The organism is Saccharothrix sp. CCNWYY140, assembly GCF_037401995.1.
GTDB lineage: Bacteria > Actinomycetota > Actinomycetes > Mycobacteriales > Pseudonocardiaceae > Actinosynnema.
This window is the reverse complement of record NZ_JBBEGC010000086.1, coordinates 17,763-31,187: the sequence shown is the minus strand read 5'-3', so window position 1 is coordinate 31,187 and position 13,425 is coordinate 17,763. Positions and strand designations below refer to the sequence as shown.

Genomic DNA, 13,425 nt, shown 5'->3' with positions numbered 1-13,425 from the left:
AGGCCATACGGGGATGACACAAGCAAGAAGCCCAAGTTGAGTTGTGTCCTCCCCGGCGGACTGCCCGCTCGCCGGCTCCGCCGAAGGACCGGCGCTGCGCGCCGAAGAGCACGCGGTGGGGTGGGCGGGCGGTGGGTGGAGGGTGGGGGCGTGCGGAAGGCGGGGTGTGGGCGGTGGGCGGGGTGTGGGTGTGGGTGTGGGCGGAGGGTGGGGTTTGGGTTGCGGTTGTGAAGGGAGGGTCGTGGAATGTGTCTTGGGGGTACATGGAAGGGCTGGGATGTGTGTGGGTGTCCACATGGTCTCTGGGCCTGGAGGGTGCCTAGCGTGAGCCGCGGCTTGGCGCGACTCGACGATGGTGTCGGTGGAGGAAGCCGTGGTGGGGATTGCTTCGTTTCTGGAGTTGTTGTTGGCGTCTGAGAGTGATGTCGCCGACTTTGATGAGCCGTTGGCTCGGGCCCGTGCTGAGGGGGCTTCGCCTGAACGGGTGGCGGAGTTGGAGCGGGAGCGGGCGTTGGCGTTGCGGGTTCGGGAGATTTTGATTGGGCATCGGCGGCATCAGGCTGAGTTGCAGTTGCTCAACGACACCGCTCATGACCTGGCCGCGCTGCATGACCTTGACGCTGTTCTTCAGGCCATCTCCGATCGGGCTCGTCGTCTGCTGGACTGCGACCTTGCCTACATCAGCTTGAGCGACCGGGATCGGGGGGACAGCTACATCAAGGCCGCCTCGGGGAACATTTCTGGTCGGCTGCGGGAATTGCGGTTGCCCAGTGGCGCTGGGGTGGGTGGCATGGTGGCTCGGACTGGGGCGCCCTACAGCGTGTTGTCCTACCACGAGGACAAGTCGATCATCCACACCGCCGAGATCGATCGCACGGTGCGGGCGGAGAAGATGGTGTCCTTGTTGGGGGTTCCCGTGGTGCTTGGCCGGCATGTCATTGGGGTGTTGTTGGCTGCGCATCGGGAGCAGCGCACGTTCAGTGGGCGGGACGTCAATGCGTTGTCCATGCTTGCCGCGCACGCGGCTGTGGCTATCGACAACAGTCGGTTGTTGGGTGAGGCGCGGGCGGCGGCGGATGAGTTGCGGGTGGCCAATGCGACCATCCGGTCTCATGCCGAGGATCTAGAGCGCAGTGCGGCGGTGCACGAGAGGCTGACCCGGCTGGTTCTCGACGGTAAAGGGGTCGAGGACGTGGTGCAGGCTGCCGCCAACTCGGTCGGGGTTGGGGGCGTGGTGCTGGTTAACCGGGACGGGGTCGTGGTGACCCGCGCTGGGGATGACGCCGGAGTGGAGGACGTTGATCTGGGGGCGGTTGCGCGAGGGGCGCGTGAGGCGGGGTGCACGGTGGTGGCGGGGACTACGTGTGCGGTGCCGATGATCACCGAGTCGGATTACCTCGGGACGATGGTGCTTGTGGGTGCCAGCGCGGTCGGGGACATCGATCGGCGGACGTTGGAGGCGACGGCGTTGGTGGCCTCGCTCGTGTTGGTCACCCGGCAGCGCATGGCCGAGACCGAGGCCCAGGTGCGCGGTGAGCTGCTGGAGGACCTGCTGTCCCCGTCGCCGCGTCGGGACGACCTGCTGCGCCACCGTGCCTCGCTGCTGGGTGTGGACCTCGACGCCAAGCACGTCGTCGTGGTGGCCAAGGTCTGCGGTGGCCGGCGCGATCGCTACCACGCCGCCGCTGCGGCTCTGGCACGCCGTGGCGGTGGGCTGGCGACGTGCCGCAAGGACGAGGTGGTGCTGTTGCTGCCGGGCACCGATCCCGGGCCGCAAGCGCGGATGGTGAGTCGTGAGCTGTCCACGGCGACGCGGCCGGTGACCGCGGGCGCGGCGGCGGCGGAGTGTGTCGAGGACATCGGCGAGGCCTATCGGGAAGCGGCGGACTGCGCACAGGCCATGCTCGCGTTGGGCCGTGCCGGGGAAGGGGCCGACGCCGCCGAGTTGGGCGCGGTGGGTGTGTTGTTCGGCAGCAGGCGGGACCTGGGGTCGTTCGTCGACTCGGTGCTGGGCTGTCTGATCGACTACGACGAGACGCGCGGCGCGGACCTGGTGCGCACGTTGGGCGCGTTCTGCGCGAGCGGCCAGAACATGTCCACCACGGCGCAGGAACTGCACCTGCACGCCAACACGATCGCCCAGCGGCTGTCCCGGATCGGGCAGCTGCTGGGCGAGTCGTGGCGGGAGCCCGACCGGCTGCTGGAGGTGCAGATCGCGTTGCGGCTGCTCAGGATCAGCCGGCCGGAGCTCGTGCGCTGACCGCGCCTACCGGGTGCAGAAGTAGCTGCGCGCGGAGTTCGGGTCGCCCACCCCGAGGTACCGGGGCCAGGTCGGGTACTGGCACAGCGGGCGGGTGCGGCCGGCCGCCGAGGGGTTCTTGTCGGTCACCACCTGGCCGACCGGCGGGCGGTGGCGTTCCACCCACTGCTCCAGCGCCGTCACCGAGTCCCAGCCGGCCGCGAAGGCCGCGTCGACGTTGACGTGGTTGGCGCCGGGCACCAGGTAGAGGCGGGCGAACCGCTGGGTCGTGCCCTTGCCCACCGCTTCCTCCACGCGCCGGAAGTAGTCCACAGCGGACCGGTGGCTGACCAGTTCGTCGGCGGTGCCGTGCACCATCAGCAGCTTGCCGCCGGAGGCCGCGAACGGGCGCAGGTCGGGGTCGTTGACGTCCTGCAACCGCGTCAACTCGCTGATGCGCTGCTGCCACTTGCCGGGGGCGCGCGGGTCCAGGGACAACGAGTCGTAGCCCGGGTCGCGGGTGACGAAGTGCTTCACCCACTGCTCCCAGAACTGCACGCCGTACCCGGCCGTCTTGGGCATCGGGTTGGCGGGCGCGTGGGTGCCCAGGCCCAGCAGCGGTGTGGTCATGTCCGCGCCGGACAGGAACGGGAAACCGGGGTAGCCGCGCTCGCCGCTGCCGATCGGGTAGTCCCACCGCAACGGTTCCGACAGCGCCCGCACGGCCCGGATCTGCGCGTCGGACAGGCACGTGTCGCCGGGGTTCACGCCGTCGGGGCAGCGCAGCGACCGCGGGTCGAACCGGCACCCGGCCTCATCGGAGATCACGCCGTCGCGGACACCGTCACGGCCGTCGCACGCCTGCACTACCGACCGGTACAGCAACGCCTGCTCGGCCGGTCCCGGAAACGCGCCCGGCTCGGCCAGCAGCCGCGCCTGGTAGCCGAAGAACAGGTCCAGGCTGGCCGCGTTCCACGCCGGGTAGGCCGAGATCACGCCGTCGAAGTCGGTGGGCCAGCGCTGCGCGACCGCCAGCGCCTCCCGGCCGCCGCTGGAGCCGCCGGCGAAGAACCGGTGCACCGGCTGTCTCCCGTAGTGCTTGCCGACCAGGAACAGCGCGGCGTCGCGGGTCTTCTTCAGGGCGTCGCCGGCGAAGTTGCGCAACGCCTCGTCGTTGACCGCGAACGAGCCGTCCAGGGACCGGGTCGGGGTGAAGTCGGGCGCGGCCTGGTGGCCGGAGTCGCTCGCGAACGTCGCGTACCCGCGGGCCAGCGGGGTGGGGCGGTCGGCGGGGCCGTAGGGGACGTTGCCCGCGATGTCGGGGATCGTGCCGTCGTACCCGCCACCGCCGAACATCATCGTCTTGTGGTTCCACCGCGTCGGCAGCGCGACCCGCAGGAGGATGTCCGGCGCGGCCGGGTCGACCGGGTGCAGCGCGGCGTCCACCCGGCAGTGCGCGGTCGGACCGTCCCCGAGGAGCTGGGTCGCGGTGACCTCGCCGCCCGAAGTCGGCAGTCCGATCACCGCGGCCGGGATCGCCGTGCCGGTCAACCCGGCGCAGTCCACCTGACCGGTCGTCGCCACGGCCGGTGGGGCGACCAACACCCCACCCACCACCGCCACCACAACGCCTAGAGTTCTCACGATGCCTCCTTCGCCTGGACGATCGTCGCGGGCACGAGCAGGTCGGGCTCGGTGGCGGCCCGCACGTCCTCGACCGTGACGCCGGGGGCCAGTTCGCGCAGCACGAGACCGTCCGGGGTGACGTCGAGGACCGCCAGGTCCGTGATCACCTGGTGCACCACCCGCCGACCGGTGGTGGGCAGCGTGCACGAGTTCACGATCTTCGCCGCGCCGTCCCGGGTGGTGTGTTCCATGAGCACGATGACCTTCCGTGCGCCGTGGACGAGGTCCATCGCCCCGCCCATGCCCTTGACCATCGCGCCGGGGATCATCCAGTTCGCCAGGTCGCCTTCGGTGGAGACCTGCATGGCGCCGAGCACGGCCACATCGATGTGGCCGCCGCGGATCATGGCGAAGGACAACGCCGAGTCGAAGAAGGACGCGCCGGGTGCGACGGTGACGGTCTCCTTCCCGGCGTTGATCAGGTCAGGGTCTTCCTGGCCGTCGACGGGGTACGGGCCGACGCCGAGGATGCCGTTCTCCGAGTGCAGCACGACGTGCTTGTCCTCGGGGAGGTGGTCGGCGATCAGCGTGGGCAGGCCGATGCCGAGGTTGACGTAACCGCCATCGGGCAGTTCACGAGCGGCTCGGGCGGCCATCTGGGCGCGGGTCAGGTTCATCGGGTGGACACCTCGGCCAGGTCGCGGTGACGGGTTTCCTTGGCGGCGAGCACCCCGGCGGTGGAGATGACGGCCGCCACCACGACGTAGATCGTGATGGGCGTGGGGTTGCCGTAGCGGGACAGCAGCGCGGTGGCGATCAGCGGGGCCAGGGAACCCGCGATGATCGACGTGACCTGGTAGCCGATGGAGGTGCCGGAGTAGCGGACCTCGGTGTCGAACTGCTCGGCGAAGAACGCGGCCTGCGGCCCGTACATGGCGGCGTGGGCGATGAGCCCGCCGACCACGGCGAGGGTGAGCAGCCACCCGTCACGGGTGTCCAGCAGCGGGAAGAACAGCAACGCCCACGCCCCCATGCCGATGGTGCCGGCGAGGTAGACCGGCCTGCGGCCGATCCGGTCGGACAGCGCGCCGAAGGCGGGGATGGCGACGAGGTGGACGACGTTGGCCAGCAGCAAGGCGTTGAGCACCAACGCTTTGTCCAGCTTGAGGTACGTGGTGACGTAGGTGAGCACGAACGCGGTGATGATGTAGTAGGAGATGTTCTCCACCATCCGCGCCGAGATGCACACCGCGATCTGCTTGGGGTGACGCCGCAACGCCTCCAACGCCGGAGCCCTGCGCGTCGCCCCCTCCGCAGCCTGGGCACGGTCGCGGGCCTCGGTGAACACCGGAGCGTCCTCAATGGACGATCGAATCCAGTAGCCCAACCCGATCAGCACCGCCGACACCAGGAACGGCACCCTCCAGCCCCAGTCCAGGAAGGCCTCGTCGGGCATGGTCGCCGCCAGCAGCGCGAGCACCGCGGTGGCCAGCAGGTTGCCCACCGGGACACCGGCCTGCGGCCAGCTGGCCCAGAAACCGCGCCACCGCGGTGACCCGTGCTCGGTGACCAACAGCACCGCGCCGCCCCACTCGCCGCCGATGGCGAAGCCCTGCACCAGCCGCAGGACCGTCAACATCACCGCCGCCCACACGCCGACCGAGGCGTACGTGGGCAGCAGGCCGATCGCCGCGGTGGCCACGCCCATCGTCACCAGGCTGACCATGAGCAGTTTCTTGCGGCCCACCCGGTCACCGAAGTGCCCGAACACCAAGCCGCCCAACGGCCGCGCGACGAACCCGAGCGCGTAGGTGAGGAAGGCCAGCATGGTGCCCACGAGCGGATCGCTCTGCGGGAAGAACAACTTGTTGAACACCAGGGCGGCGGCCGAGCCGTAGAGGAAGAAGTCGTACCACTCCACGGCGGTGCCGACCAGGCTCGCGGCCACCACCCGACCCATGCGGGTCGGCGGCGCGGCGGCGGCTGTGCTCATCAGGGACTCCTTTGTCTTGCCTTGCCGGGGAAACGTCACCGGCCGGCGGTGTGCACGGCGCAACGCTAGGTCGGTGTCCGGTGCCGCCCAATGTGGCCGGCCACGCAAAAACCGCGCCGCGCATGTGTGCGGCCACATTGTCGGCCGGACGGGAGTTCGCCCACTGTTGTCCCGCACGACATCGGCGGAAGGGACAGGATGGACAAGCTGGTTTCGACGGCCGCGGCGGCGGTGGCCGACATCCCCGACGGGGCGAGCCTGGCGGTGGGCGGGTTCGGCCTGTGCGGCATCCCCGTGGAGCTGGTCCGGGCGCTGCACGCGCGCGGCACCACCGGGCTGGACGTCGTGTCCAACAACTGCGGGGTGGACGACTTCGGGCTGGGGGTCCTGCTCGCCGACCACCGCATCGCGCGGATGACCAGCTCCTACGTCGGGGAGAACAAGGAGTTCGCCCGCCAGTTCCTCGCCGGGGAGCTGGAGGTCGAGCTGGTGCCGCAGGGCACCCTGGCCGAGCGGCTGCGCGCGGGCGGGGCCGGCATCCCCGCGTTCTACACCGCCACCGGGGTGGGCACCCAGGTCGCCGAGGGCGGGGTGCCCCTGCGCCACTCCCCCGACGGCCGGGTCGAGAAGACCACCCCGGCCAAGGAGGTCCGGCACTTCGACGTCGGCGGCGAGCCGCGCCCGTTCGTCCTGGAGCGGGCCATCACCTGCGACTACGCCCTGGTGCACGCCGCGCGCGGGGACCGGCACGGCAACCTGGTGTTCCACCGGTCGGCGCGCAACTTCAACCCGTTGTGCGCGATGGCCGGGCGGATCACCATCGCCGAGGTCGAGGAACTCCTGGAGCCCGGCGAACTGGACCCCGACGAGGTGCACCTGCCCGGTGTGTTCGTCCAACGGGTCGTGCACGTGGGGGCCGACGTCGACAAGCGGATCGAGCGGCGCACGGTCCGGCCCAAGACGGGGTGAGGTGGTGGACGACGTCGCCTTCCGCCTGCTGGAGCTGCTCGCCGGGGGCGCGCGCAGCGAGGAGTTGGCGCTGGTCGCCGTGGACGACCCGGGCGCGGGTCCGGCGGTCGAGCTGGCGCTGCGCGTCAACACCACCCTGCGCGGCCACCGGCGGCGGGAGGCCGAGCTGGGGGCCCTGTTCGACACCGCGGGCGACCTGGCCCGGCTGCGCGACCCGGACGAGGTGCTGCGGTCCATCGTGCGCCGGGCCCGCCGCCTGCTGGGCGTCGAGCTGTCCTACCTGACGTTCAACGACCCGGTCACCGAGACCACCTCGATGCGCGTCACCGACGGCTCGGTGTCGGAACTGTTCCCCCGGGTCCGGATGCGGATGGGGATCGGTCTGGGCGGTCTGGTCGCGCAGACCGCCCGCCCGTACGCGACCCCGGACTACCTCACCGACGACCGGTTCCACCACAGCGAGCCCGTGGACGCCGCGGTCCGGGACGAGGGGTTGACAGCGCTGCTCGCGGTGCCGCTCACGGTGGGGCACAACGTCATCGGCGTCCTGTACGCGGCCGAACGCACACCCCGGGACTTCACGCCCGACGAGATCGCCCTGCTGTCGTCGCTGGCCGACCACGCCGCCGTCGCGCTGGACAACGCCCGGCTGCTGGCCGAGATCAGCGCCCACAGCCAGGCCGTGGAACGCGCCGAGGAAGCCCACGACAAGCTGATGGACCTCGTGCTGCGCGGCGGGGACCTCTCCGCCGTCGCCGCCGCGATGGCCGGCACGCTGGGCGGCGGCATCGGCGTGTACACCGCCGACGGCGTCGAACTGACCCACGTCGGACCACCGACCGAGGCCCCGGACCCGCACGACGTCGCCGCCTCCCACCACTCCGGCCGAGCGCTGTCCACCCCGGACGGCTGGGTCTGCGCCGTGCAGGCCGGGCCGGAACTGCTGGGCAGCATCGTGCGCAGCGCCGACACCGGCGACCTCGTCGACGCCGACCGCCGCCTGTTCGAACGCGCCGCCGTCGTCACCGCGCTGCTCCTGCTGCTGCGGCGCTCGGTGGCCAAGGCCGAGGACGAGGTGCGCGGCGAACTGCTCACCGACCTGCTCACCGCACCCGACCGCAACCCCTCCGCCCTGGTCGACCGCGCACAACGCCTCGGCGTGGACCTCACCGCGCCGCACGCCGTCCTCATCGCCCACGCCACCGCCATCCCGCGCCGCCGCCTGGCCGGCGCCGCCGCTCAGCACGCCACGCTGATCGGCATCCACGCCGAGCAGGTGGTGCTGCTGGTCCCCGACGGCCACCCCGGCGCCCTGGCCGCCCGCGTCTCGGCGGCACTGGGCGCGGCGACGGGGTGCCCGGTCACCGTCGCGGCGGCCGGACCGGCCCGCGGACCCGCCGACCTCGCCCGCGCCCACGCCGAGGCGAGCCGGTGCCTGCGCGCCCTGCTGCGCCTGGGCCGCGAGGGCACCGGCGCCTCGATGGCCGACCTGGGCTTCATCGGCCTGCTGCTCGCCGACCACGGCGAGCACTCGACGTTCATCCGCCGCACCCTCGGCCCGGTCTTCGACTACGACCGCGAACGCGGCACCGAGCTCCTCCGCACGCTGGAGGCCTACTTCGCGACGGGCGGCAACCCGTCGCGCGCCAAGGACGCCCTGCACGTCCACGTCAACACCGTGGCCCAACGCCTGGACCGCGTCGGCAAGCTGCTCGGGCCGGACTGGCAGTCCCCCGAGCGGGTCCTGGAGATCCAACTCGCGCTGCGCCTGCACGCGCTGCGGGCGACGTGACACCGTCCACCTTCGAACACAAGGGACCATTCATGGCGCTATTCGGCATCGTCGGTGCGGGGCTCATGGGACACGGCATCGCCGCCGCCCTCGCTCAAGCCGGACACCACACGCGACTCCACGACCCGGACCCGGACGTGCTGGGCGACCTGCACGACCGGGTCGAGAGGGCGCTGGAGCTGAGCGGGACCCCCGAAGCGGCGCGCATGGCCGCGCAGGACCTCATCAGCGCCGTACCCGACCTGGACGCCGCCCTGCACCAGGCCGACGTCGTGGTGGAGGCGGTGCCCGAACGCATGAGCGTCAAGCACGAGGTGATGGCGGCGGTCGAGGCGACCGTGCCCGCGCACACCCCGATCTGGTCGAACACGTCGGTGCTGTCCATCACCGAGATCGCCGGCGGCATGCGGCACCCGGAGCGCCTAGTGGGCGTGCACTGGTGGAACCCGGCCCACCTCGTCCCGCTGGTGGAGATCGCCCCCGGCGCCGCGACGGACCCCCGGCTGGTCGAGGCCGCCGAGGAGCTGGTCCTGTCCGTGGGCAAGACGGCGGTCCGCCTGCACCGCGACGTCCCCGGCTTCATCGGCAACCGCCTCCAGTTCGCCCTGGTGCGCGAAGCCCTCCACCTGCTCGACGAAGGCGTGTGCGACGCCCGGACCATCGACGCGGTGGTGCGCGCCAGTTTCGGCCTGCGCCTGGCGGCCGTCGGCCCGATGGAGAACGCCGACCACATCGGACTCGACCTCACCCGCTCGATCCTGGCCAACCTGGCGCCCCACCTGTCCACCGCCACGGAATCGTTCCCCGCGCTGGACAAGCTGCTCACCGACGGCCACCGCGGCCGGACCACCGGCCAGGGCCTGCTCACCTGGACCGACCGCGACGGCGCCGACGTGGCCGGCCGCCTGATCGCCGGCATCCGCCGCAACCTCCCGGCGGGGTGACCACAGTGGAGGGTGTCCCCGGCCACACCCTCCACCGTTCGATGGTGTGGACGTGCACATGGTCGTGGCGATTTCACGTTCGTAACATCGGTGTTGCGGCGTGATCCGAGTCACTTGCCGAAATCCTGCACCCATCCCTGCCAGGAGGCTTTCCCATGTCCACAACACAAGTCCGCGCGGTCCTCCGCGGCCGGAGCGCGGCACTGCTCGCGGTGCTGACCGCCGTGGCGGCTGCCGCGGTGACGCTGGTCGGGGTGTCGCCCCAGGCACGGGCCGACCTGGTCGGCACCGCGGCGGTCGAGCACGACCCGGTGATCATCATCCCGGGCATGACCGGCACCACGGCGAACATGGAGCCGATGAAGAGCAACTTCGTCGCCGCCGGGTGGCGGTCGGACCGCGTCGACACGTGGACCGACAGCACGCGCATGACCGGCGACCTGACCCGCGCCGGGCAGGAGATCGGGCTGAAGGTGGACAGCGTGCTGGCCCGGACCGGCGCCCGCAAGGTCGTCCTGGTGACCTGGTCGGCCTCCACGCTGGCCGCCCGCTCCTACCTCAAGCGCGTGCCCGGCGCGCAGGAGAAGGTGTCGCTGTACTTCTCGATGGCCGGGCCGCACCACGGCACCACCACGGCCTCGATGTGCCAGAACACCTACGTCTCCTGCCGGCAGTTCGCCATCGGCTCGCCGTGGCTGGCCGACCTGAACTCCGGCACCGAGGTCCCCGGCTCCCCCGCCGCCCGCTACACCACCCAGCGCTCCTCCTGCGACTGGAACGTCAACCCCAGCACGTCGGCCGAACTGGCCGGGGCCACCAACCTCCAGACCCCGAGCTGCATCGGTCACGGGAGCTTCCCCAGCGACCCGGGCGTCTTCAACCAGATCAAGAACATCATCATCGAGCACGAGAACAGGCCCACGACGACCACGACCGCACCGACCACCACGAGCAGCTCCACCACGACCACGACCACCCCGCCCACCTCGCCGTGCGCGTCGGTCAACGGCCAGTGGGCCGCCACCGGCCCGTTCGCGGTGACCTCGGCCTCCAACGGGCGTGGCACCACCGTCGTCCGCCCGGTCGCGCTGGGCACGCTCGGCTGCACCACGCACCCGGTCGTGCTGTGGAACAACGGCGCCCGCTCCGGCCTAGGCCGGTACATGCCGCTGCTCAACCACCTCGCCTCACACGGCTTCATCGTCGCCGCGGCCGAGGGCAACACCGGCACCGGCTACGCCATGCTGCAAGGCCTGGACTACCTGACCCTGGAGAACTCCCGCGCCGGCAGCCCGTTCCAGGGCAAGGTCGACCTGTCCGACGTCGGCGCGACCGGCCACTCCTTCGGCGGCGGCGCGGCGGTCGACGCCGGGGCCGACGCCCGGGTCGACACCATCGCCCCGATCTACCCGCTCGCGTTCAGCAGCGCCAGCCGCCTGCGCGGTCCCGCGCTGTTCATCGCCGGTCAGAACGACACCATCGTCTCGCCCACCACCGTCCGCAACACCTACAACCAGGCCACCCAGGTCCCCGCCATCTACGCCGAGCAGCGCGGCGCGGACCACTACGGGATCCCCGACCTGCACGGCACCATCACCGCGTGGTTCCGCCTGCACCTGATGCAGGACCAACAGGCCCGCGGCCTGTTCTTCGGCCCGAACTGCACCTACTGCACCTCGACGTTCTGGTCGGTCTTCCAACGCAACGCCCTGGCCCAGGCCGTCCCCGCCTGAGCCCGGCACCGAGGAGGCGGGGTTCCCCTGGGAGCCCCGCCTCCTCCTGTCGGAACATATTGTCGGCATATCGAAATCCGCATACGCGCCGGCAACACCGCGCTGTCTTGAATGGGCGGCATGACCGGCAGCGAACCAGCACGAACAGCGGTCACCATCTACGGGTGCGATCAGGACGAGGCTGTTCTGTTCCGGGAGCTGGCGCCGCGTTTCGGTGTGCGACCGATCATCACCGACGCGCCGGCGTCCGAGGAGAACGCCGAACTGGCACTCGGGAACCGGTGCGTCAGCGTGGGCCACAAAACCCGGATCACGAACTCCACCCTGCTTGCGCTCCGCCGGGTCGGTGTCAGGTACATCTCCACCAGGAGCGTCGGTTTCAACCACATCGACGTGCGCCACGCGGCGAGCCTCGGCATTTCCGTGGGGAATGTCGCCTATTCGCCCGACAGCGTCGCCGATTACACGTTGATGCTGATGTTGATGGCGGTGCGGAACGCGAAATCGATCATCCGCCGGGCCGATGTGCACGACTACCGGCTGACCGACCCGCGCGGCAGGGAGCTGCGCGACCTGACCGTCGGCGTGGTCGGGACGGGCCGCATCGGCACGGCGGTCCTGGACCGGCTGCGGGGTTTCGGTTGCCGAACGCTGGCCTACGACATCCGCCCCACGGCCGCCGCGGATCACGTTCCGCTCGACACGCTCGTCGAGCAGAGCGACATCATCACCCTCCACACACCGCTGAGCGCGGAAACTCACCACCTCCTCGACGAGCGGCGCATCGACCGGATGAAGCCCGGCACATTCATCGTCAACACCGGACGGGGCGCACTTCTCGACACCGATGCACTCGTGTCGGCGTTGGAGAGCGGAAAGCTGGGCGGCGCGGCGTTGGACGTCCTCGAAGGGGAGGAAGGGGTGTTCTACGCCGATCTGCGGGACAAACCGATCGAGAGCAAGAACCTGCTGCGGCTGCAAGAACTGCCGAACGTCGTGATCAGTCCGCACACCGCCTACTACACGGACCACGCCCTGCGCGACACCGTGGAAAACAGTCTCGTCAACTGCGTGAACTTCGAAAGCGGGAAGCATGGCTAGGTTGAACGTCGGAATCATCTTCGGGGGAAGTTCCGAGGAGCACCCCGTCTCGGTCAAATCGGCGCGAGAGGTCGCGCAGAACCTGGACACCGAGAAGTACGCGCCGTTCTGGATCGGGGTGACCAGGAGCGGCGAGTGGCGGCTCTGCGACGGCCCCGACACCGACTGGGACAACGGCGGCGGCCACCCGGTCGTGCTGTCGCCGGACCGGAGCGTCCACGGGCTGCTCGTGCTGGACGAGGGGAAGTACGACACGATCCGGCTGGACGTGGTGCTGCCGGTCCTGCACGGCAAGCTCGGCGAGGACGGCGCGATGCAGGGCCTGCTGGAGCTGTCCGGCATCCCCTACGCGGGCTGCGACATCCAGAGTTCCGCGCTGTGCATGGACAAGTCGCTGTCCTACATCGTCACCCGCGGCGCGGGGATCGCCACCCCGAACTTCTGGACCGTTCCGGCGGGCGGGTCGGTCGAGCCCGACCGGCTGACCTACCCCGTCTTCGTGAAGCCCGCCCGGTCCGGATCGTCGTTCGGCGTCACCAAGGTGACGCGGGAGGACGAACTGCCGGCCGCGCTGGAGGCCGCGAGGCAGTACGACTCCAAGGTGTTGATCGAGGAAGCCGTGGTCGGCAGCGAGGTCGGCTGCGCCGTCCTGGGCAACGGCGCGGACCTGACCACCGGTGAGGTGGACCGGATCGCCCTGTCCCACGGCTTCTTCCGGATCCACCAGGAGGACGCGCCCGAGACCGGGTCCGAGAACTCGATCGCGATCGTGCCCGCCGACATCCCGGCGGAGTCCCGAGTGCGGGTGCAGGAGACGGCGAAGGCCATCTACCGCGCCCTGGGGTGCCGAGGGCTGGCGCGGGTGGACCTGTTTCTCAAGGAGGACGGGACACTGGTCCTCAACGAGGTCAACACCCTGCCCGGCATGACCTCCTACAGCCGTTACCCGAGGATGATGGCCGCCGCCGGGTTGCCGCTCGGCGAGGTGGTCGACCGCTTGATCTCCTTGGCGCTGGCGGGGAAATGAC

The 13,425-nt window shown here is 70.7% G+C and carries 10 protein-coding genes; 7 read left to right on the top strand and 3 right to left on the bottom strand.

The window, feature by feature from the left end; translation table 11 throughout:
• Positions 1 to 484 precede the first annotated feature (484 nt).
• Complete coding sequence (locus tag WBN91_RS28690; protein ID WP_337727462.1) at positions 485 to 2,260, top strand: helix-turn-helix domain-containing protein; 1,776 nt, start codon at positions 485 to 487, stop codon at positions 2,258 to 2,260.
• Between the two features lie 6 nt (positions 2,261 to 2,266).
• Here the strand turns inward: WBN91_RS28690 and WBN91_RS28685 are convergent, their stop codons facing one another.
• Genes WBN91_RS28685 through WBN91_RS28675 form a run of 3 tightly spaced genes read right to left on the bottom strand, consistent with a single transcriptional unit; the run spans position 2,267 to position 5,858 of the window.
• The gene (locus WBN91_RS28685; protein WP_443217820.1) at positions 2,267 to 3,883 is read right to left on the bottom strand and encodes a tannase/feruloyl esterase family alpha/beta hydrolase; all 1,617 of its coding nucleotides are present in this window, start codon (positions 3,881 to 3,883) and stop codon (positions 2,267 to 2,269) included.
• A complete protein-coding gene (locus WBN91_RS28680) occupies positions 3,880 to 4,542 on the bottom strand; it encodes a 3-oxoacid CoA-transferase subunit B (RefSeq protein ID WP_337727461.1) in 663 nt (220 codons plus the stop codon). Before WBN91_RS28680 ends, WBN91_RS28685 begins: the two co-directional genes overlap by 4 nt.
• Positions 4,539 to 5,858 carry an MFS transporter gene (locus tag WBN91_RS28675; protein WP_337727460.1) on the bottom strand — a complete coding sequence of 440 codons (1,320 nt, stop codon included), beginning with the start codon at positions 5,856 to 5,858 and terminating at the stop codon, positions 4,539 to 4,541. Before WBN91_RS28675 ends, WBN91_RS28680 begins: the two co-directional genes overlap by 4 nt.
• 198 nt (positions 5,859 to 6,056) lie before the next feature.
• Between WBN91_RS28675 and WBN91_RS28670 the strand changes: the two genes are divergently transcribed.
• From WBN91_RS28670 to vanA, 6 genes are all read left to right on the top strand, one after another.
• Positions 6,057 to 6,827 (top strand): CoA transferase subunit A, encoded by a 771-nt coding sequence (locus WBN91_RS28670; protein ID WP_337727459.1) that lies wholly within the window; start codon positions 6,057 to 6,059, stop codon positions 6,825 to 6,827.
• 4 nt (positions 6,828 to 6,831) lie between these two features.
• On the top strand, positions 6,832 to 8,619 hold the full coding sequence (locus tag WBN91_RS28665; protein WP_337727458.1) for a helix-turn-helix domain-containing protein: 1,788 nt from the start codon (positions 6,832 to 6,834) through the stop codon (positions 8,617 to 8,619).
• Between the two features lie 32 nt (positions 8,620 to 8,651).
• Positions 8,652 to 9,563, top strand: a complete 912-nt coding sequence (locus WBN91_RS28660; protein WP_337727457.1) for a 3-hydroxyacyl-CoA dehydrogenase family protein — start codon at positions 8,652 to 8,654, stop codon at positions 9,561 to 9,563.
• Between the two features lie 155 nt (positions 9,564 to 9,718).
• A complete protein-coding gene (locus tag WBN91_RS28655; RefSeq protein ID WP_337727456.1) occupies positions 9,719 to 11,296 on the top strand; it encodes a poly(ethylene terephthalate) hydrolase family protein in 1,578 nt (525 codons plus the stop codon).
• Between the two features lie 120 nt (positions 11,297 to 11,416).
• Entirely contained in the window at positions 11,417 to 12,397 is a 981-nt protein-coding gene (locus tag WBN91_RS28650) for a D-isomer specific 2-hydroxyacid dehydrogenase family protein (RefSeq protein ID WP_337727455.1), read from the top strand.
• Positions 12,390 to 13,424, top strand: coding sequence for a D-alanine--(R)-lactate ligase (vanA, locus tag WBN91_RS28645; RefSeq protein ID WP_337727454.1), 1,035 nt, complete (start codon positions 12,390 to 12,392; stop codon positions 13,422 to 13,424). The genes WBN91_RS28650 and vanA overlap by 8 nt, the downstream gene beginning before the upstream one ends.
• Position 13,425 lies beyond the last annotated feature (1 nt).